The sequence below is a fragment of the Magnetospirillum gryphiswaldense MSR-1 v2 genome, from assembly GCF_000513295.1.
In the GTDB taxonomy this organism is placed as follows: domain Bacteria; phylum Pseudomonadota; class Alphaproteobacteria; order Rhodospirillales; family Magnetospirillaceae; genus Magnetospirillum; species Magnetospirillum gryphiswaldense.
Map to the genome: position 1 here is coordinate 4,146,400 of NC_023065.1, position 20,347 is coordinate 4,166,746.

The window sequence follows — 20,347 nt, forward strand, 5'->3', positions numbered from 1 at the left end:
GGGTATTGGCATCAATTTAAAGTGCAATTGTTAATGGACGTACACATTGTGTATTGCTGTTGACCTTGTTGATATGTGGTTTTGCTTTGTATATTTCTTGTCATCACCCCTCGCGGATGGCGACAAGATAAAGTTCATCCTGATGGACGCGAACCAGCTGGAAAAATTCCGGGTCCAACTCGCCGGACAGGCACATCTTGTCCATAATGGCGATGACCTGGTCGACCGACAGCCGACCGCGATAGGGGCGCATCTGACACAGTGCCTGAAAAATGTCGCACAGGGTCAGCAGACGGGTTTCGCTGTCGATATGTTCGCCATGCCAGCCAAACGGATAGCCGGTGCCATTCAGCTTTTCGTGGTGATGGGCGGCCCAGCGGGCGATGGGGGTGTCGGGAAACAGCGCCGACAGCACGATCTTGGTGTCCAGCGGATGGCGCAGCATGACGTCGTGTTCGTCGTCGCTGAGGGCGCCGGGTTTTTCCAATATTTCATCGGGGGTGCGCAATTTGCCGACATCGTGCAGCAAGGCGGCCATGCGCAACATCTGGCGCCGCTTGGGGTCGAAGCCCAGGCGCTCGGTCAGGGTGTGGACCAGATCGGCCACCCGCAGGCTGTGATAATGGGTGAACGGGCTTTTGGCGTCGACGATGTGCGAGATCATTTCCCCCAGGGCGATGATGTCGTCGAAGCCCAGCCGCAGGCAATGATCCCAATGTCCCAACGTCTCGAAGATGGCGGCGTCGAGAAACTCGTCTTCCAACTCGATCCAAAAGCTGTCGCGGCGCATGGCCTGGGCCAGGGCTTCAAACAGATGCGGTGAAAACAAGGTGCCCACATGCGGAGCCAGGGTGGCCAGCAGGGTGTCGCGGGCCCGCAGAACCTGATGGTTGCGGTGATTTTGCAAGTAGGTGGCGCGCACCACGTCGAAACGGTCAGCCAGAAACACCAGGTTGGCGCATTCCCGTGTCCGTTCATCGAGGCTTTGCGGCAGCATGGCCCAGCGGGCATGGTGGTGGCGGATGACGGTGGCATAGGGGGCGAAGGGGGCGAATCCCTGGGCGAAGGCGGCGCCGCGCCGGCAATGGTCGTCGGCGCCTTCCCATTCCAACTCATCGATCAGTTTCTGGTGGGTGGCGGTGGACGACACCCCGCAATCGTGGATCATGCCGGCAATCATCATGAAATGCCGGGTCTGGCGGTCCCATCCGAGGAAATGGGCGATGCGATGGCACATCAGACCGACGCGGCGGCCATGGCTTTTGTCATCGACGCCCACATAATCCAAGGCCTTGGTCACCGTATGGGCGACCCGCCCCAAATCGATGGACAGGCCGTCAAAATCCTGGGGCGGGACGCTTTGCCTGTTCATGGGAATATCCAAGGAGGACACGGCTTACCTATTGAGGTGGCGATGAGGCGGGAAACATCAATCCCGTGTGTGCGTAATCATACGCTTGGCGCTTGAATACGGTTGGTGGCGGATTTGAATGGATGGTAAACGGTCGCGGTCGTCACACCCGCGGGACGATGACGGAGAAGCACGATCCCTTGTCCACCCGCGACTTGACCTCGATGCCGTGATCGAGCAATTCGGTCATGCGGCGTACCACCGCCAGCCCCAGGCCCAGGCCGCGATCAGCGCCATGGCCCTTGACGCCAAGACGGGAAAAGTCCTCGAAGATGGCGATGAATTTGTCTTCGGGGATGCCGATACCGGTATCGATCACGCAGATGGCGATATGGGTGCCGCGACGGCGGCAGCCCAGCAGGATACTGCCCTGATTGGTATAGCGCAGCGCATTGTAAAGCAGGTTGCGCAAGATGCGTTCCAGCAGGACCGGATCGGAAATCACCACCGTATCGGTGGGGACGACCCGCAGCCGCAAGCCGCGCTTGGTCGCCTCGGGCTCCAATTGCTCGGTCAGGGCGATGAGCATGGGCGCCAGGGGGAAGCTGGTCGGTGACGGTTCGATATGTCCGGCTTCCAGGGTCGACACGTCCAAAAGCGTCGCCAGCAAGGCTTGGGTGGCGTCGACGCTTTGGCGCATCTTGTCGACGATGTTCTGGTGTGGGCTGTCGCCCAGGCGGGCCGACAGTGCCTCGACGAACATGCCCGCCGCCTGCAAGGGCTGGCGCAGATCGTGGCTGGCGGCGGCCAGGAAGCGGGTCTTGCTGTCATTGGCGCGCCGGGCTTCCTCGGCCCGCTGCTCGGCTTCGCGGGTGCGGGCGCGGACGGTTTCCTCCAGCCCCTGGATCAGTTCCTCTTCCCGTTTCAGGCTATCGAAGGTCATGGCGGTCAGCCAGCCCAGCAATCCCATCAACATGGTCACTGCGGCGATGGTCAAAAGCGCCGTGTCCCACCAATCGGACAGCACGTCGTCAAGAGCGATGCCGGTGGAGACGATGACGCCGAAATCGTTCAAGACCCGATAGGCCAGCACCCGCTCGACACCGTCCAGCGGCGAGACCATGCGCAGCACCCCGCGCACCCGCCCGGATTGCACCGCATTCAGCAAGGGGCCGGCGGGCAGGGCGGTTTGCGACCATTGTTCGGGGTCGGGCTGGCGCAGGATGATGCGCCCGTCCGTCCCGGCCACGGTCAGCACTGAATGCGGGCCCAGGCCCAGATTGCGATAGAAATCGGTGAAGGTGATGGCGTCGAAGCCGGCGGCGGCGACGCCGACCAGATTGCCGTCGGCATCGTCGATGCGGCGGCTCAGGTGAAAGGCCTGAGCGTCGCGCTGCTTGGCGGTGAGCAACGGGCCGATGACCAGATCACGGCGTTTTTCGAGATGGGCGCTGAAATAATAACGGTCCTTCACCGACACCGAACGCACCGGGAAGGTCAGGGTGCCCAGACTGGTGTTGCCGTCCTTGTCGATGATCCACAAGGTGCCCGGCTCGGGCATGCCGCGCTTCAATTCGGTCAGGCGCATCCAGGCCGCTTCCGACGCCGCCAATTGATCGATGGGCTGGCTGCGTCCCAGCACCGCCACCTGCTCGACGATGAAATCGGCGGTGCGGAAGGTGCGGGTGATGTGTTCTTCCAGCAGCCGCGCCACCGAAGTGGCCCGCTCCTCGGCATTGCGCAGGGCTTCGCCGCGCAGATAAGCCAGGAACAGGCCGCAGGCGATGATGACCAGCACGGCGACGCTGACGATCAACGCGCGCAAGGTCTGGCGCGGTGCGACGGTCTTCGGCGGCGGGGCGATGGTGCCCTGGTCCTGGGCGTTCTCGGTCATACTGTCCCGCTGATGTTCAAACGCCGCGGCAGTCTAGGCGTTTGCCGTCGCCGCTTCCAGTTGTTCATGCAGCTCCAGCCATTCACTTTCGGTATTGGCGATGGCGCGGTCCAGTTCGGCCAGATCCTTTTGCAGCTTGGCCACCGCCTCGCCCGGACCGCTATACAATTTGGGATCGGCCAGCTTGGCTTCGATCTTGGTTTTGTCCCCGCCCAGCTTTTCCAAGCGTTTTTCCGCGTCCTGGACTTTCTTGCGTAACGGCGCGGTCTGGGCGCGGGCTTCGGCAGCGGCGCGCCGTTCGTCCTTGCGGTTGCCAGAGGCGGCGCGCTCGCCGCCGACATTGTCGCCACGGCGGGCGTCGCGGGCCTGATCGAGCAGGAATTTGCGGTAATCGGCCAGATCGCCGTCGAAGGGCGCGACCTTGCCATCGGCCACCAGCCACAGGCTGTCGGCCACCAGTTCCACCAGATGGGGGTCGTGGCTGACCAGCACCACGGCGCCGTCATAGGCGTTGAGGGCGGCGACCAGGGCCTCGCGCGCGTCGATGTCCAGGTGGTTGGTGGGTTCGTCCAAGATCATCAGATGGGGGGCGTCACGGCTCATCAGCGCGAACAACAGCCGGGCCTTCTCGCCGCCCGACAGGTTGGCGACCTTGACGTCGGCGCGGTCCTGTTCGAAGCCGAAGCGGCCCAACTGGGCGCGCACCTTGGCTTCGGGAGCGTCCTTCATCAATTGGGCCATGTGGTCGTAAGGGGTGGCCGCCATGTTCAGTTCGTCGGTCTGATGCTGGGCGAAATAGCCGATGCGCAGCTTGGCCGGACGATGCATGTCTCCGGCCAGCAGCTTCAGGCGGCCCGACAGCACCTTTGACAGGGTCGACTTGCCGTTGCCGTTGGCGCCCAGCAGAGCGATGCGGTCATCCATGTCGACGCGGATGTTGAGACCCGACAGTACGGTCTTGTCGCCATAGCCGGCGATGCCGTTGTCGATGGCGATGATCGGCGGGCTCATGGGTTCGGGATCGGGGAAATCGAAGCTCATGCCGCGATCCTCGATCACCGACACCACCGGCCCCATGCGTTCCAGCATCTTGACCCGGCTTTGCGCCTGGCGCGCCTTCGACGCCTTGGCGCGGAAGCGGTCGATGAAACCCTGGATCTTGCGCCGCTGTTCCAATTGCTTGACCTGGGCCTTGGCCGCCAGATCCATCTTTTCGCGCCGGGTGCGCTCGAAATCGTCGTAATTGCCGCCATAAGGCACCAGCTTGGTGCGGTCCAGATGAACGATGCGGTTACAGACCTCGTTCAGCAATTCGCGGTCATGACTGATCACCACCAAGGTGCCGGGATAGGTGGCCAGATAGGCTTGCAGCCACAGCGTGGCTTCCAGGTCCAGGTGGTTGGTGGGTTCGTCCAGCAGCATCAGGTCGGGGCGGATGAACAGCACGGCGGCCAGGGCCACGCGCATGCGCCAGCCGCCGGAATAGGACGACACCGGGCGGGCCTGGGCTTCCGCGCCGAAACCGAGGCCGGCCAGGATGGCCGCCGCTCGGGCCGGGGCGGAATGGGCGTCGATGGCGTTCAGGCGTTCATGCACCTCGGCCAGACGGTGGGGGTCGTGGCTGGTTTCCGCCTCTTCCAGCAATTGGCTGCGTTCGGTATCGGCGCCCAGCACGCAATCCAGCAAAGTGGTCTCGCCCTCGGGGGCTTCCTGTGCCACCCGGCCGACGCGGGCGCGCGGGCGGATGGAGATATCGCCGCCATCGGCGGCGTATTCACCCAGGATCAGCTTGAACAGCGTCGATTTGCCGGCGCCGTTGCGGCCGACCAGGCCGACGCGGGCGCCGGCGGGAATATGCACGGTGGCCTGATCGAACAAGGCGCGACCGCCGATGCGAAAGACGAGATCGTTGATATGCAGCATGCCCGCTTCCTATCACGGCTACGGCCCCTTCGCCACGAGGTTGTTGCCCTTGGCGATCAATAGGGTTATAACCCGCCCGCTCTGGGCTTCCTACAGTGCCGGCCTGATGGCTGGCGCGCGCCCGACCGCCACTTCAAGGATATGACCAACATGGCTACCGAACGCACCCTGTCCATCATCAAGCCGGATGCCACCCGCCGCAACCTGACCGGCAAGATCAATGCCCGCTTCGAGGAAAACGGCCTGCGCATCGTCGCCCAAAAGCGCGTCCGCCTGACCAAGGAACAGGCCGAGGCCTTCTATGGCGTCCACCGCGAGCGTTCGTTCTTCGGTGAACTGGTGTCCTTCATGATTTCCGGCCCGGTGGTCGTGCAGGTTCTGGAAGGCGAAAACGCCGTTCTCAAGAACCGCGAGATCATGGGCGCCACCAACCCGGCCAACGCCGCCGCCGGCACCATCCGCGCCGATTTCGCCGAATCGGTGGAAGCCAATTCGGTGCATGGTTCCGACTCGGCTGAAAACGCCGCGACCGAGATCGCCTATTTCTTCGCTCAGAGTGAAATCGTCGGCTAAACACCGCGATTTACGCACAGCGTTTGAAGCGCCCCCGGAGCAATCCGGGGGCGTTTTGCGTTTCAGGGTCTAATCCCTTGGGATAGTTGAGGTTCCTAAGTTTCGGTTGTGCATTACCGCTACACGTGGCTTGCCCTAGACGATATGATGCATTTATTAAGCAGGTTGTCGTCGGTCTGCCCGTCCAAGGGGGTGTGCACAGGCCGGGGGCGGGACGATCATCGGGGAAGGGATTGGGGACGGTTCTTTCCGCCATGTTTGGGGACCACACTATGGTTGAGTTAGTTCGTAAGCGAGCCGGAGTATCGCGCCGCGCCAGTCGCGGGCGTACGCCGTCGGGAAAGCCAAATCCCATCGACGTGCATGTGGGCAACCGGGTTCGGTTGCGCCGCACGCTGTTGGGGATGAGCCAGGAAAAACTGGGGGAGGCCTTGGGCCTGACCTTCCAGCAGGTGCAGAAATACGAACGCGGCGCCAATCGTGTCGGCGCATCGCGGCTTTATGACCTGTCGCGGGTGCTGGACGTGCCGGTCAGTTATTTTTTCGACGACATGAACGACGAAACCATGGCGGCCAGCCCCCGCCATATGGTGCGTGCCACCGAGGATCCGCCGGAATCGGAAGAAGCGATCCTGGCCCAGCGGGAAACCCTGGAACTGGTCCGCGCCTATACCCGCATCAAGGATCCCAATGTCCGGCGGCAGGTGCAGGAACTGGCCCATACCCTGGCCGCGCCCGAGGATAGCGAAGGCTGAAGGCCGTGTCCCGCCGGCTGGGGTCGGCGGTCTTCAGACCCGATCGTCGGCGCCGGGATGGCTTTCCCGGATGCCGGCGGGGTCTTGATGGATGATCACCTCGAAATTGGGAAAGGCCGCCTCGATGGCCTTTTCCACCCCATCGGCGATGGCGTGGGCGCGGACCAGCGGCAATTGCGGGTCCAGTTCCAAATGCATCTGGATGAAGCCGATCTGTCCCGACAGCCGGGTGCGCAGATCGTGCAGGCCCAACACCTCGTCGTGGGATTTGGCGATGTCGATGATGCGGGCGCGTTCGTCCTCGGACAATTCGCGGTCCATCAGCATGTCCATGGAACCGATGGCGATGCTCCAGGCGTTCCACAGCAAAAACAGCGCGATGGCGATGGCGAACAGTGGATCGAGGAAGGTCCAGCCCAATACCATGCCCGATCCCAGCGAAATGATGACGCTGCCGTTGATCAGCACGTCGCCGCTGTAATGCAGCGAATCGGCGGCGATGGCCACCGAGCGGGCGCGGGTCAGGACGAATTTCTGGAACATCACCAACCCAAGGGTCATGACGATGGAAAACACCATGACGCCGATGCCGATGAAACCCTGGGTGACTTCCTCGGGCTGAAAGAAGCGTTTGACCGCCTCCACCAGCAGCAAAGCGCCCGAGCCCAGGATGAAGGCGGCCTGCCCCAGTCCGGCCAGGGGCTCGGCCTTGCCGTGGCCGAAACGGTGGTCGTGGTCGGCGGGGGTCAGGGCATGACGGACCGCCCACAGATTGACCAGGGACGCGGCGGCATCGAGCGCCGAATCGATCAAGGTGGACAGGATGGCCACCGACCCGGTCATGGCCCAGGCGGCCAGCTTGGCGATGATCAGGATGGTTGCGGTAGCCACCGACGCATAGGTGGCCAGCCGCATCAGCCGCTCGTTGTCGGCGCGGGGGGCGGGGGCCGTGTTCATGGGAACAGGTGCCGGGCGGACCAGCCATCGCCGTCGCGGCCATAGGAAAAGCGGTCATGCAGGCGGAAGGGGCGGTCATGCCAGAATTCCATGGCGCGGGGCACCACGCGGAAGCCGGACCAATGGGGCGGACGGGTGATTTCGCCCAGGCCGAATTTGGCGGTGAACTCGGCGACGCGCCGTTCCAACTCGAAGCGGCCTTCCAGCGGGCGCGATTGCAGTGACGCCCAGGCGCCGATCTGGCTGATGCGCGGGCGGCTGGCGAAATAGGCATCGGCCTCTTCCGTCGTCACCGGCTGGGCTGCGCCTTCGATGCGGATCTGGCGCTTCAGGCTTTTCCAGTGAAACAGCAGAGCGACATTGGGATTGGCCCGGATTTCGCAGCCTTTGCGGCTTTCCAGATTGGTGTAGAAGACGAAGCCATCGGCATCCCAGCCCTTCAGCAGCACCATACGGCTGCTGGGGCGGCCTTCGCCGTCAACGGAGGTCAACGCCATAGCGTTGGGGTCGTTGGGCTCGTTTTTCTCGGCCTCTTTCATCCATTTGCCGAACAACGAGAACGGATCGTTTTCCATGGCGGACATGACGCTCCTGGGAGGAGGGAAGGCTGAAGCCGATGCCCTCCTTTTTAGCCCGCCCGTCCGCCCAAAAACAGCCCCAATTCCGTGTCAATTTGGTAATGCCCCGTTCTTGTAAGGCATGACAACCATGATCACCTTGTTGAAAAAGACCATTCCCGCCGCCGTCGTCGTCGTTCTGTTGGCGGCTTGCTCCAGCGATTACGGTCCCAAGCAGACCGGCGGTACCGTCCTGGGCGGTGTCGGCGGCGCCGTGGCCGGGGCGCAATTCGGCAAAGGAACCGGCAATCTGGCTATGACCGCCATCGGCACCTTGCTCGGCGCTTTCGTCGGTTCCGAGGTGGGCAAAAGCCTGGATCGCGCCGATCAGCAATACGCGGCGCAGGCGGAAACCCGCGCCCATGTGGCGCCGGTGGGGCAGACCATTACCTGGAACAATCCCGAGAGCGGCAATTCCGGCACGTATACGCCGACGCGCGACGGTCGTGACCAGTCGGGAAATTATTGCCGCGAGTACCAAAGCACGGTCAGCATCGGCGGTCAGAGCGAACAGGCCTATGGCACCGCCTGCCGCCAGCCTGATGGATCATGGAAGGTGGTGAAGTAATCTGCGTTTTCTGGCAGAACAGGGGGGCGGCATCTGCCGCCCTTTTGCATTGCCCAAGGATGATGCCGGTGAAGGACCCCTATCTGGTGTTGGGTGTGGCCAAGTCCGCGTCCGACGATGACATCAAAAAAGCCTATCGCAAGCTCGCGCGCGAGCTGCACCCCGACGTCAATCCCGGTGACGCCCGGGCCGAGGAACGCTTCAAGGATATCTCGGCGGCCTATGATTTTCTGTCGGACGCGGAAAAGCGCCGGCAATACGATAATGGCGAGATCGACGCCACGGGTGCGGCCAAGCGCCGCACCTGGAGATCAGCCGGTGCCGGGGCGGGGGCTGGTGCGGGTTTCCGCAATGCCCGCACCTCGTCCGGCTTTTCCTTTGGCGAGGATGTGGACGACATCCTGTCCGAGATGATGCGGCGCAAGGAAAAGGGACGTCAGCAATCGCACCGTTCCGGCGCCCAGGCCGGCCACGCCACCAAGGGCGAGGATGCCCACCACGCTCTGACCATCACTTTCATGGACGCCGCCTTGGGGGCGACCAAGCGGGTTACCCTGGTGTCGGGCAAGTCGCTGGACGTGAAGATCCCGGTGGGCGCCGTCGATGGCCAGTCGTTGCGTCTCAAGGGTCAGGGCTATCCCAGTTTCATGGGCGATGCCGACGGCGACGCCTTCATCGACCTGAAGGTGGAAAGCCACCCCTATTTCGTCCGTCGCGACAAGGATGTGCTGCTGGACCTGCCCATTTCGGTGCAGGAAGCGGTTTTGGGCGGCAAGGTGCCGGTGCCCACCGTGCACGGCAAGGTGATGCTGACCATCCCGGCCAATGCCAATACCGGTACGGTCATGCGTTTGAAGGGCAAAGGCATCGATGGCGGCGATCAGTTGGTGACGCTGAAGGTGGTGCTGCCGGAAAACGATGCCGAATTCGCCAAGCTGGTGGAGAAATGGGGGGCACGCAACGGCTATGACCCCCGTGCCAAGGCGGGGATGGTTTAGATTCCGTATCCCCCTAGCCGCTTTTGACGGTGCGGCAGAACTGGACGAAGCGCGGCGCCCACGGGCTGGCGCCGACGCTGCGCATATGGGCGTAATTGGCCAACACGTTGCCGATGACCAGTCCGTCGCGGTGTTGGCCGATACCGGCGCCGCGCACCACCTCGTAGGCGAAGCGCGGATCGCCCTCCAGATTCTCCAGGCGGGAATGGTGGAATTCGTGCGCGGGCGTGATGCCGGGGCCGGGTTCCAGCCGCGGCCAGGGGAAATGGGCGGTTTCGCGCAGGCGCACATAGCCGCGCCCCTGCGGTCGTGCATGCATCACCGCGTCGCCGGGGATGATGCCGACCATCTGCCGGCGTTCGCCGTTCCAGACGATGGCGCGCGACAGATACATCAGTCCGCCGCATTCGGCATAGACCGGCAGGCCGCCGCCGGCCTTGGCCGCCAGATCGGCACGCAAGCCCACATTGGCCTCAAGCGCCTGGGCCTGGGTTTCGGGAAAGCCGCCGCCGATGAACAAGCCGTCCAGGTTTTCCGGCAGCTTGGCATCCTTGAGCGCGTCGATGAACACCAGCCGCGCCCCGGCCCGTTGCAGGGCCAGCAGATCGTCGGCGTAGTAAAAACCGAAGGCGGCGTCGCGGACCACGCCGATGGTCACATCGGCGGTGGGCAGGGCAGGGGGGTGATGGGGCGAGGTTTCGATGGGGATGGTGTCGCGGGCCAGGGCGATGACCGCGTCCAGATCCACCTGATCGGCGACGCAATCGCGCAAGGCGGCGACGGCCTGGGCGGCCTGTTCCGCCTCGTTGGCGGGGACCAATCCCAGATGGCGTTCCATGATGCGCATGGCCCCGGATCGCTGCACCGCGCCCAACACCGGAATGCCGGTATAATGGGCGACCACCTCGCGCAGTTTCTTTTCGTGCCGAGGACCGCCGACCTTGTTGAGGATCACCCCGGCGATGCGCAAGCCAGTGTCGAAATTGCGATAGCCCAGCAGAAGCGGGGCGATGCCGCGGGTCATGCCCGAGGTATCGACCACCAGCACCACCGGCGCATCCAGCCAATGGGCCAGACTGGCGGTGGAATTGGCGCCCTCGAGGTCGACTCCGTCGAACAGGCCCTTGTTGCCCTCGATCAGGCTGAGATCGGCGTCCAGGCTGGCGCTGTCGAACAGGGCGCGGATTTCCTTGGGCGGCTGGGTGTGGAAATCCAGGTTGCGGCATTGCCGCCCGCTGGCGGCGCCCAGCCACAGCGGGTCGATATAATCGGGGCCCTTCTTGAACGGTTGCACCCGCAATCCCCGTGCCGTCAGGGCGGCGGTCAGGCCGACGCTCACCGTGGTCTTGCCCGACGATTTATGTGCCGCCGAGATCAGCAGCCGGGGGGCGGGGCGATAGCTCATGCCCGGCCCGGCAGCGCCGTCTTGATGCGGTCGCGCCACATCACCTGGGCGGCGCCCTCGGCCTCTGCCACCGATTGGGCTCGACCGGAATAACGCAGCACGATGGCCATGGTGCCGGCGATGGCGGCGGCGGCCATTTCATCGACCACTTCGCCGCTCCACAGCGCGGTCAGGCGGGCCAGATCCAGGCTTTCCTCTTTTTCCCGCACGCCCGAGACCAGGGCCGGCCAATCCTCGGCCCCGGCTTCGCCGTCTTGCAGGAACATCACCTCGCAGGGCTTTTCCGGGCGGCGCTCGACCTCGCCGCCATCGCCCTTGAACACCGCCATGGCCCGCTCGCCCATCAGGCGCGAGCCCTGCTGGTGCACCGGCATATAGGGCGGGTGGGTGACGCCGTTGATGGAGAAGGCGGCGTTCAGCGGATTGACCATGCGCGCCACCGTGTGGATGGGCGAACGCAGGCCCAGCAACTGGCGCAGGCCCATGACCTGATGCAAGGGCGGCGACAGATGCTCCAACGTCATATAGGCGAATTTATGCCGGTTCAGGTGCTCCGCCGCCTGGGCGAAACTTTCCGCCACCGGCACCCCCAGCGCCGCCAGCACTTCCGACGTATAGACCCGCCCGGCGGTATGGCCCTCGGCCCCGTGCATGAAGACGCTGATGCCGTGCTGGGCCAGACACAGCGCCGCCAGGATGTAATAGGGCAATTGCCGCGACTTGCCGGCATAGGACGCCCAATCGACGTCGATGGCGGGCAGGTTGGCCGGCAGGTTCAGGTGGTCCTTGATGCCCAGCGCCAGGCCGGCGGCCTCTTCCGGCAATTCGGTCTTGACCCTGAGCAGGCACAAAAACGCCCCCAATTGCGCCTGTTCCACCTGGCCTTGCATGATCATGCCCATGGCGGCGCGGGCCTCGTCCAAAGTCAGCGGTCGCGACAGGTTCGGCCCCTTGCCCAGGATGCGCACGTATTGGGCAAAGGGGTGTTCTTGCGGCGACGGGGCTGAATGGCTCACGGGACGGGCCTCCTGGCTGGAAATCTTATCAGCATGATACGCTAATATAGGAATGGGGAAACAGGTCGATTTTATCTAGAACAAAAGCAGAACAGTGACTATGCTGTGCCTATGTCGCACAGCATCCCCCATCGCGGCGTTTCGGGCAATCCCGATGGCCGCTTCGAAACCCATCGGCGTCAGGCCGAGGATGATGGCTGGGATCTGGCCGACGATCCGCTGCCGCCTTTGGCCACCACGGTGCAGGTGGATGCCAGCCGTTCCATCCTCACCCGCAACCAGTCGCCCGATATTCCCTTTGATCGTTCCATCAACCCCTATCGTGGGTGCGAGCATGGCTGCGTCTATTGTTTCGCCCGTCCAGGGCATTCCTATCTGGGCTTGTCGCCGGGGCTGGATTTCGAAACCCGGCTGTTCGCCAAGCCCGACGCCGCCAAGCTGCTGGAACGGGAATTGCGCAAGAAATCCTATGTGCCGGCGCCCATCGCCTTTGGCACCAACACCGATCCCTACCAGCCGATCGAGAACAAATGGCGGGTGATGCGGCAATGCCTGGAGGTGTTGCGCGATTTCAACCACCCGCTGACCATCGTCACCAAGGGTCATCTGATCGTGCGCGATCTCGACATCCTGGCCCCCATGGCGGCCAAGGGGTTGCTGCATGTGGGGGTGTCGCTGACCAGTTTGGACCGCGATCTGTGCCGGCTGCTGGAGCCGCGCGCGGCCGTTCCCGCCGCGCGGCTGGCGGCCATGCGCAAACTGACCAGGGCCGGGGTGCCGGTGACCGCCATGGTCGCCCCGGTGATCCCCGGCCTGAATGACCACGAGATCGAGGCCATCCTGACTGAGGCGACCAGGGCTGGGGCGGGGTCGGCCATCCATATCCTGCTGCGCCTGCCCTACGAGGTCGGCGACCTGTTCAGCCAATGGCTGAGCCAACATTACCCCGACCGCGCTGGCCATGTGCTGTCGCTGTTGCGGCAAAACCGCGATGGCCGGTTGAACGATGCCCGCTTCGGCAATCGCATGACCGCCAGTGGCCCCCATGGCGCCATGCTGTCACAGCGCTTCAACCTGGCCTGCCGCAAGCTGGGTTTGACGCATGAACGGGGGTGGCGGCTGGACTGCACGCAATTCCGCCCGCCGCCCAAGGCGGGCGACCAGTTGGCGCTGTTATGATCACGCGCAATGTGAGATAAGCGTTTTTATTACAAACCATTGCGAGTGTAATGTGATGTCGTTCAAATCCTTGTGCGTCGCTTTCGGCTTAACCCTGTCGTTGGCCGCCTGTGCCGTCGGCAATACGGTGGATTATCGCGACGTGGTGCCGCCCTTGGGGGTGTCGGGATCTAAGAGCGTGGCTGTCGAGGCGGTGGATCAGCGCCCCTACGTGCTGGCCGGCGACAATACCCCCCAATGGGTGGGGATGGTGCGTGGCGGCTTCGGTAATCCGTTCGGCGTGCATACGGTTTCCGGCGCACCGCTTTCCAGCGATTTGACCCAGTCCATCATCGACAGCCTGAAGCAGGGCGGCGTCAAGGCGGTGCCGGCGACCGCCCGCATGGCGACGGATCGGACCTTGCTGGTGACGATCAAGAATTGGAAAAGCGATTCCATGGTAACCACCTCGATCTATATCGATGCCGAGGCGGAAGTGCGCGATCAAGCGGGCACGGTTCTGGCCCGAAATTCCGTGCAGGAGCGGGTGGTCAACGAAGGCGAGGTGGCAGTCCTGCCCCCTGGTAAGCTGGAGCGGGCGAAGGCAGTGTTTCGTCGCCTGATGGACCAGTTGCTCAACAGCAGCATCCGCGACGCGTTGCGGTAAAGGCGCGCGGTGCCGGGTGCGTCAGGCGTGCCCGGCTTCCACCGACAACAGGCTGAGGTCGATCCCCAGCTTGTGGATGGCCGCTTCCCACTTGCCGTCCAGATCGGTGCCGAACAGCAATTGCGGATCGGCGGGGACGTTGAGCCAGGAATTTTCCTTGATCTCAGCGTCCAACTGGCCGGCGCTCCAGCCGGCATAGCCCAGTGCCAGGATGCTTTGGTCGGGGCCGGCACCCTGGGCGATGGCGCGCAGCACATCGACGGTGGCGGTCAGCGCGATACCGTCTTGCACCAGCATGGTCGAATCGTGCCGGTAATCGTCGGAATGCAGGACGAAACCGCGCCCGCCTTCCACCGGCCCGCCCAGATGGACGCGGATAGAGGCGCAATCGGGGCCGGTCTCGATGCCCAATTGCTCGAGCAGTTCAGAAAAGGTCAGGCCGTCGAACAGGCGGTTGATCACCAGACCCATGGCGCCTTCGGCCGAATGGGCGCACAGATAGACCACCGTGCGCGCGAAGCGGGGATCCTTCTGCTGCGGCATGGCGATCAGGAATTGTCCGGCCAGATAGCCCAGGGTCTTTTGCATGGTCATGCTCCACAGATAGGCCGGAACGCGTTTCGGTGCAACCCTGCAAAACCACTGCGCATGACCGGCAGTTAAGTTGACAGAAGGGGTGGGGGTTTGCTGTGCTGCCCGTGCTGTTTGCCAAAGGAATGGATGATGCGTCGGTTGTGGGTGGCTGTGCTGGGGATGGTGGCTTTGCTTGGCCACGAGGTGCGGGCGGCGGAGAGTGCTGCGTCGGACTGGTCAGGCAACGAAGCCGGCAAGGTCCGCCTGCTGGCCGCAAGCGATTCCATCGGTGCGGCGGCCACGTTGCGCCTGGGCCTGCACTTTCAACTGGCGCCGGGATGGAAGATTTATTGGCGCACGCCCGGCGACGCCGGCTATCCGCCCAAGCTCGATTGGGCCGGGTCGGCCAATGTGGGCGACGCGACTATTTTGTGGCCGGCGCCCAAGCGTTTCGTCCTCGCCGGGTTGCAGAACCACGGCTATGCCGGCGAAGTGGTGCTGCCCCTGGATATGCCGGTGACCCGACCGGGGCAAAAGGTGGGGTTGCGGCTTAATCTGGACTATCTGGCCTGCGCCCAGATTTGCGTGCCCATGCAGGCGGCGCTGGCTTTGGACCTGCCCGCCGGGACAGCGCAGCCCTCCGCCTTCGCCCATCTGATCAGCCGTTACGCCGCCCAGGTGCCGGGCGCCGGCGACCGCCACGGTCTGAGCCTGACCGCCGTCGAGGCGGTGGGGACGGGCGATGCCTCGGTGCTGCGGCTGACGGTCAAGGCCGAAAGCGCCTTCGACCATCCCGACATGTTCATCGAGCCGCCCGAGCGCGCCGGCTTCGAGGCGCCGCAAGTCCAGCTCTCCGCTGATGGCCGCCAGGCGACGCTGGAAGCGCGGGTGGTCCCCGGCACCCTGACCGGCGCCCTGATTGACGGGCCGTTGACCATCACCCTGGTCGATGGTGCCCGGTCATTGGAAACCACCCTCACTCCCGTCCTCGGTCAGGTCCAGGCGGTAAGCGCCGCGCCCGAGCCGGTGGCGTTGTGGTCCATGTTGGGCATCGCCGTCCTCGGCGGGCTGATCCTCAATCTGATGCCCTGCGTGCTGCCGGTATTGTCCATCAAGGTGCTGGGGGCGCTCAGTCATGGCGGCGGCCATCTCGGCCATATCCGCGCCGCCTTCATCGCCTCGGCCCTGGGCATCGTCGTCTCGTTCCTGGCTTTGGCCGCTGTCGCCATCGCCGTCAAGGCGGCAGGGGCGGCGGTGGGCTGGGGCATCCAGTTCCAGCAGCCGTGGTTTCTGGCGGTGATGATCGTCCTGTTGCTGGGTTTCGCCCTCAATTTGTGGGGATTGTTCGAAATCCGGCTGCCGTCGGTGCTGATGAATGTGGGGGCGGGCGGTGCCCATCACACGCTGTTGGGCCATTTTCTGTCGGGTGCTTTCGCCACCTTGCTGGCGACGCCGTGTTCGGCCCCCTTTCTTGGCACCGCCATCGGCTTCGCCCTGGCCCGCGGCCCGGCGGAGATCGTGGCCATCTTCGCCGCCCTCGGCCTGGGCATGGCCCTGCCTTATCTGCTGGTGGCGGTTTATCCGCAGGCGGCGCAAGCCCTGCCCAAGCCGGGGCGGTGGATGGTGCGGGTGCGCCAGGCCATGGGCGTGGCCCTGGCCGCCACCGCCCTGTGGCTGGCCGGCATCCTGGCCACTCAGACCGGACTTTTGCTGCCGGAGGCGCCGAAGACGTCCAATGCCGTGGTCTGGGGCAAGTTCGATCAGGCTTTGGTCGATCAGGCGGTGGCGGCGGGCAAGGTGGTGTTCGTCGATGTCACCGCCGATTGGTGCATCACCTGCAAGGTCAACAAGGCCGCCGTGCTCGACCGCGACCCGGTGGCGGCGCGGTTGGCCGATGGCTCGGTACTGGCTTTACGTGCCGATTGGACCAACCCCGATGACGGCATCGCCCGTTATCTGGCGTCGTTCGGGCGTTATGGCATTCCGTTCAATGCCGTCTACGGCCCCAAGGCGCCGGGGGGTATCGCCTTGCCTGAATTGTTGAGCGCCGACGAGGTGTTGGCGGCGATCAAGCAGGCGGGCGTAAATTAACCCCGACGGGCGCGGACGCGGGCGCGGGCCTCGGCCAGTTCGCGCCCCATCTTGCGGATGTCGTGCAGCAGGGTTTCCAGCACCAGGATGACCAGATCGGGGGTGCGGTTGAGCTGGGATTTCAGCGCCGCCTTGGGCAGCACCAGACAGACGGTGTCGGTCAAAGCCTCGGCCGAGGCCATGCGCGGTTCGTCGTCGATCAGGGCCATTTCGCCGAAGACGCCGTTGTCGATCAACTCGCCCAACACCACTTTTTGGGCGCCGATGACTTTGAAGATGGAAACCCGACCGCTTTCGATGACATAGGCCTCGTCGCCCACATCGCCTTCGGCAAAGATCGGCTCCCCCGCCTTGAAGCGCCGCCGTGACGACCGCTCGCCGCCGGTCCTGGCCGCCTGGGTGCTCTGGTCCATGGCCTGACGCACCATGGGTTGGGCGATGCCCGGCGGGATTTCGATCAACGGCCTGGGTTTGGGCAAGGGGGCCGAGTGGCGGCGGTTGACGCCATCGGGCGGCGGGCGGTCCATGGTGCGGCGGCAGGGGCCGACGAATTCGTCGGCCTGGACGAAGGGGCGTGGGTTCAACAGTACGCTGCGCACGCGGCGAAACAGGGATTCCGCCGAAACCGGCTTGGCCAGAAACTCGGTGATGCCGGCATTGCGGGCCAGCACCACCGTATCCATGTCGGCGGCACCCGAGACCATGATGATGGGAATGTCGGTGCACGACGGCACTTCCTCGGCGCGGATCAGCTTGGTGAAGGCGATGCCGTCCATGGGCTGCATGTCGTAATCCACCAAGACCAGATCGATCTTGCGGTCGCGCAGGATTTCGACCCCTTCGGGGCCGTCGCCCGCCTCGACCACCTGCCGGGCGCCAAAGGAGTGCAGCGCCGATTTGATGAACGATCTGGCATAACGGCTGTCATCGATGATCAGCACGGTGATGGTGCTGAGGTCGATGTCGACGATCATGGTTTGCGCATCCTTGCGGCCCGATTGGCGGCTTATAAGTAAGATGCCTCTTTCTAGCGACAAACAAGTTTCGTTCCAAGCGGCGTCTGTCCCATCCGCAGGCCGCTTGACGGTGGTCAACGCGCGGGTCTATGACCTCTGCCGAATATCTGACCCCTCCTTCAAAGGACGGTATCATATGATGGAAGGGCAATTCCGGCCGGGGACAAAACCCATGACGCCGCCGTTTTCTCCGGTTCTGCTGCTGGGACTGGCCTTGCGCCCGGTGCGCCCGGCGGTGCTGCAACCCTTGTTCGACGCCATGCTGCGGCTGGTGCGCAGTCGTCACCCCGATATTCTGGAACGCCTTGAGGCCTATGGCGACAGGATAGTGTGCATCGATCCGGTGGATCTGCCCTTTGCCCTGCTGCTGGAGCCCAACCCCGAACAGCCGCGCCTGACCGTGCGTCGTTTCGTCGATGCCGACGAGGTCCACGCCACCATTCGCGGTCCGCTGGAGACCCTGATCGCCCTGGCCGAGGGCAAGGTGGACGGCGACGCCCTGTTCTTCTCCCGCCAATTGGTGGTGGAAGGCGACACCGAAGTGGTGGTGGCGCTCAGGAACGCCATCGACGGCGCCGGCATCGATCTGGTCGCCGATCTGGCCTCGGCCCTGGGGCCGTTGGCCAATCCGGCCCAGCGTGCCGCCACCGGCATGTTGGAGATGCTGTCGTCGTTGCGCGGCAGCGTCGAGACCGTGCGTCAGGCGCTGATCGCCCCGGCCATGCAGAATGCCACCGCCCGCGACGCCCGTCTGGCCGAGTTGGAAGACGAGGTCAAGGCCCTGCGCAAGGCTGCCCGCCGGGGGATTGGCCGATGATCCGCCCCGAGCTGGTTTGCCCCGCCGGCACCCCCGCCGCCCTGAAAAGCGCCGTCGATGCCGGAGCCGATTGCGTCTATGTGGGCTTTCGCGACGAAACCAACGCGCGGAACTTCCCCGGCCTCAATTTCAGCCGCAAGGAACTGGAAGAGGGCATCGCCTATGCCCATGCCAGGGGCGCCAAGGTGCTGGTGGCCATCAACACCTTCCCTCGTGCCGGTCACCCGGAATTGTGGCACCGGGCGGTGGACGATTCGGCCCGGCTCGGCGCCGATGCGGTGATTTTGGCCGATATCGGCCTGATCGATTATGCCGCCCGCACCCACCCGGAACTGCGCCTGCATCTGTCGGTGCAGGCGGCGGCGTCCAACCCGCAATCCATCGGCTTTTACGCCGGCAATTTCGGCGTCCGCCGGGTGGTGCTGCCGCGTGTGCTGACGGTGCCGGAAATCGCCGCCATCAACGCTGCCGTGGCGCCGGTGGAAACCGAAGTATTCGTCTTCGGCGGGTTGTGCGTCATGGCCGAGGGCCGTTGTGCCCTGTCGTCCTATGCCACCGGCCAATCGCCCAACATGAACGGCGTCTGCTCGCCCGCCAGCCATGTACGCTATGTGGAAAGCGGGCGCGGCGTCACCTCGCAACTGGCCGGTTTCACCATCAACCAGTTCGGCCTCAACGAACCGGCGGGCTATCCGACGCTGTGCAAGGGCCGCTTCAACGCCAATGGCAAGACCAGCTATCTGTTCGAAGAGCCGACCTCGCTCAATACGCTTTCCATGCTGCCCGATCTGGTCAAGGCCGGGGTCACCGCCTTCAAGATTGAGGGCCGCCAGCGCGGTCGCGCCTATGTGGCGGCGGTGGTCCAGGCTTTCCGCGCCGGATTGGATGCGGTGATGGAAGGGCGTCCTCTGCCCGAGATGGATTTGGACAGCATCACCGAAGGCGGGCGCCAGACCACCGGCGCCTATGAAAAGGCATGGCGATGAACAAGCGCGATTCCCTGTCCCCGGTTCGCCTCACCCTGGGGCCGGTTCTGTTCAACTGGAAGCCGGAGAAGCTGCGGGATTTCTATTTCCGCATGGCCGATGAATCCTGCGTCGACAGCGTTTGCGTGGGCGAGGTGGTGTGCTCCAAGCGCACGCCGTTCTTCACCCCCTATCTGCCCGAGGTGATCGAGCGGTTGCAGGCGGCGGGCAAGGAGGTGATCCTGTCGTCGCTGGCCCTGATCATGACCGCGCGCGAGGCCGAGCAGGCGCGCGAACTGACCATGACCGACGGTTTGTTGGTGGAAGCCAATGACGTGTCGGTGGTGGCGATGATGGGCGGGAAGCCGTTCGTCGCCGGGCCTCTGCTCAACATCTACAACGAAGGCACCCTGGCCTATCTGCACCGCATGGGCGCCACCCGCGCCTGCCTGCCGGCGGAACTGCCCGAAAGCGTCATCGCCACCCTGGCCGCGGGTGATGGACCCGAAATCGAGGTGCAAAGCTTCGGTCGTCTGCCCCTGGCCATTTCGGCGCGCTGCTATCATGCCCGCTCGCGCAATCTGGCCAAGGACGGCTGCCAATATGTCTGCGCCGAGGATGCCGACGGCATGGATGTGGATACCCTGGACGATGATCCGTTCCTGGCGGTCAACGGCACCCAGACCATGTCTTATCATTACCTGGGACTGCTGGCCGAGCTGAGCGCGCTGCGGCGCCTGGGCGTCAATCGCTTTCGCCTGTGGCCGCACGATGTGGACATGGTGGCGGTGGCAGGTCTGTTCCGCGCCGCCGCCGATGGTCTGATCGATGCCGAGGAGGCCGGCCAGCGTCTGACCGAGCTGTGTCCGCGGGCCGAATTCGCCAATGGTTATTTCCATGGCCGCGAAGGCCATGCTTATGTCCAGGCGGAAGTCTGACGGCGCCTCTTGTTCGCGTCCTCAACCCTGGGCATAATCCAATCTCGGGGTGATTGTCGGCGCAA

General features: G+C 64.2%; 19 protein-coding genes. 10 read left to right on the top strand and 9 right to left on the bottom strand.

What is annotated here, in order from left to right:
• Window positions 1–103 precede the first annotated feature (103 nt).
• The 3 genes from MGMSRV2_RS19860 to MGMSRV2_RS19870 form a co-directional block, all read right to left on the bottom strand.
• Window positions 104–1,372 carry an HD domain-containing phosphohydrolase gene (locus MGMSRV2_RS19860; protein ID WP_024082175.1) on the bottom strand — a complete coding sequence of 423 codons (1,269 nt, stop codon included), beginning with the start codon at window positions 1,370–1,372 and terminating at the stop codon, window positions 104–106.
• A 142-nt stretch (window positions 1,373–1,514) separates the two neighbouring features.
• Window positions 1,515–3,245 (bottom strand): sensor histidine kinase, encoded by a 1,731-nt coding sequence (locus MGMSRV2_RS19865; RefSeq protein ID WP_024082176.1) that lies wholly within the window; start codon window positions 3,243–3,245, stop codon window positions 1,515–1,517.
• A gap of 33 nt (window positions 3,246–3,278) precedes the next feature.
• The gene (locus MGMSRV2_RS19870) at window positions 3,279–5,168 is read right to left on the bottom strand and encodes an ABC-F family ATP-binding cassette domain-containing protein (protein ID WP_024082177.1); all 1,890 of its coding nucleotides are present in this window, start codon (window positions 5,166–5,168) and stop codon (window positions 3,279–3,281) included.
• Between the two features lie 150 nt (window positions 5,169–5,318).
• On the opposite strand from MGMSRV2_RS19870, the gene ndk reads away from it, so the two are divergent.
• Together ndk and MGMSRV2_RS19880 are read left to right on the top strand one after the other, a co-directional pair.
• Complete coding sequence (gene ndk, locus MGMSRV2_RS19875) at window positions 5,319–5,741, top strand: nucleoside-diphosphate kinase (protein ID WP_024082178.1); 423 nt, start codon at window positions 5,319–5,321, stop codon at window positions 5,739–5,741.
• Window positions 5,742–6,013: 272 nt separating this feature from the next.
• On the top strand, window positions 6,014–6,496 hold the full coding sequence (locus MGMSRV2_RS19880; RefSeq protein WP_024082180.1) for a helix-turn-helix domain-containing protein: 483 nt from the start codon (window positions 6,014–6,016) through the stop codon (window positions 6,494–6,496).
• A 33-nt stretch (window positions 6,497–6,529) separates the two neighbouring features.
• Here MGMSRV2_RS19880 and MGMSRV2_RS19885 read toward each other — a convergent pair whose 3' ends face one another.
• Both MGMSRV2_RS19885 and pdxH read right to left on the bottom strand, forming a co-directional pair.
• Window positions 6,530–7,453: a cation diffusion facilitator family transporter gene (locus tag MGMSRV2_RS19885; protein ID WP_024082181.1), complete on the bottom strand. Its 924-nt coding sequence runs from the start codon at window positions 7,451–7,453 to the stop codon at window positions 6,530–6,532.
• A complete protein-coding gene (pdxH, locus tag MGMSRV2_RS19890; RefSeq protein ID WP_024082182.1) occupies window positions 7,450–8,037 on the bottom strand; it encodes a pyridoxamine 5'-phosphate oxidase in 588 nt (195 codons plus the stop codon). The genes MGMSRV2_RS19885 and pdxH overlap by 4 nt, the downstream gene beginning before the upstream one ends.
• Window positions 8,038–8,161: 124 nt before the next feature.
• Here pdxH and MGMSRV2_RS19895 point away from each other — a divergent pair, with 124 nt between their 5' ends.
• Window positions 8,162–8,638, top strand: a complete 477-nt coding sequence (locus MGMSRV2_RS19895) for an RT0821/Lpp0805 family surface protein (RefSeq protein WP_024082183.1) — start codon at window positions 8,162–8,164, stop codon at window positions 8,636–8,638.
• A gap of 62 nt (window positions 8,639–8,700) precedes the next feature.
• Window positions 8,701–9,636: a DnaJ C-terminal domain-containing protein gene (locus MGMSRV2_RS19900; protein WP_242410791.1), complete on the top strand. Its 936-nt coding sequence runs from the start codon at window positions 8,701–8,703 to the stop codon at window positions 9,634–9,636.
• Window positions 9,637–9,649: 13 nt separating this feature from the next.
• On the opposite strand, the gene MGMSRV2_RS19905 is transcribed toward MGMSRV2_RS19900, so the two are convergent.
• Entirely contained in the window at window positions 9,650–11,041 is a 1,392-nt protein-coding gene (locus MGMSRV2_RS19905) for a cobyrinic acid a,c-diamide synthase CobB (protein ID WP_024082185.1), read from the bottom strand.
• Window positions 11,038–12,057, bottom strand: coding sequence for a glycosyl transferase family protein (locus tag MGMSRV2_RS19910; RefSeq protein WP_024082186.1), 1,020 nt, complete (start codon window positions 12,055–12,057; stop codon window positions 11,038–11,040). Before MGMSRV2_RS19910 ends, MGMSRV2_RS19905 begins: the two co-directional genes overlap by 4 nt.
• 111 nt (window positions 12,058–12,168) lie before the next feature.
• On the opposite strand from MGMSRV2_RS19910, the gene MGMSRV2_RS19915 reads away from it, so the two are divergent.
• Both MGMSRV2_RS19915 and MGMSRV2_RS19920 read left to right on the top strand, forming a co-directional pair.
• Complete coding sequence (locus MGMSRV2_RS19915) at window positions 12,169–13,236, top strand: PA0069 family radical SAM protein (protein WP_024082187.1); 1,068 nt, start codon at window positions 12,169–12,171, stop codon at window positions 13,234–13,236.
• A gap of 55 nt (window positions 13,237–13,291) precedes the next feature.
• Entirely contained in the window at window positions 13,292–13,882 is a 591-nt protein-coding gene (locus tag MGMSRV2_RS19920; RefSeq protein WP_024082188.1) for a YajG family lipoprotein, read from the top strand.
• Window positions 13,883–13,903: 21 nt separating this feature from the next.
• Here MGMSRV2_RS19920 and MGMSRV2_RS19925 read toward each other — a convergent pair whose 3' ends face one another.
• Window positions 13,904–14,476 (bottom strand): YqgE/AlgH family protein, encoded by a 573-nt coding sequence (locus MGMSRV2_RS19925; RefSeq protein WP_041633831.1) that lies wholly within the window; start codon window positions 14,474–14,476, stop codon window positions 13,904–13,906.
• 126 nt (window positions 14,477–14,602) lie between these two features.
• On the opposite strand from MGMSRV2_RS19925, the gene MGMSRV2_RS19930 reads away from it, so the two are divergent.
• Window positions 14,603–16,546 carry a protein-disulfide reductase DsbD family protein gene (locus MGMSRV2_RS19930; protein WP_041633833.1) on the top strand — a complete coding sequence of 648 codons (1,944 nt, stop codon included), beginning with the start codon at window positions 14,603–14,605 and terminating at the stop codon, window positions 16,544–16,546.
• On the opposite strand, the gene MGMSRV2_RS19935 is transcribed toward MGMSRV2_RS19930, so the two are convergent.
• Window positions 16,543–17,520 carry a response regulator gene (locus MGMSRV2_RS19935; RefSeq protein WP_024082191.1) on the bottom strand — a complete coding sequence of 326 codons (978 nt, stop codon included), beginning with the start codon at window positions 17,518–17,520 and terminating at the stop codon, window positions 16,543–16,545. The genes MGMSRV2_RS19930 and MGMSRV2_RS19935 overlap by 4 nt on opposite strands.
• 214 nt (window positions 17,521–17,734) lie before the next feature.
• Between MGMSRV2_RS19935 and ubiT the strand changes: the two genes are divergently transcribed.
• Genes ubiT through ubiV form a run of 3 tightly spaced genes read left to right on the top strand, consistent with a single transcriptional unit; the run spans window position 17,735 to window position 20,282 of the window.
• Window positions 17,735–18,379: a ubiquinone anaerobic biosynthesis accessory factor UbiT gene (ubiT, locus tag MGMSRV2_RS19940; protein ID WP_041633834.1), complete on the top strand. Its 645-nt coding sequence runs from the start codon at window positions 17,735–17,737 to the stop codon at window positions 18,377–18,379.
• Complete coding sequence (gene ubiU, locus MGMSRV2_RS19945; RefSeq protein WP_024082193.1) at window positions 18,376–19,365, top strand: ubiquinone anaerobic biosynthesis protein UbiU; 990 nt, start codon at window positions 18,376–18,378, stop codon at window positions 19,363–19,365. Before ubiT ends, ubiU begins: the two co-directional genes overlap by 4 nt.
• Window positions 19,356–20,282 (top strand): ubiquinone anaerobic biosynthesis protein UbiV, encoded by a 927-nt coding sequence (ubiV, locus tag MGMSRV2_RS19950; protein WP_024082194.1) that lies wholly within the window; start codon window positions 19,356–19,358, stop codon window positions 20,280–20,282. The genes ubiU and ubiV overlap by 10 nt, the downstream gene beginning before the upstream one ends.
• The last annotated feature ends 65 nt before the right edge of the window (window positions 20,283–20,347 follow it).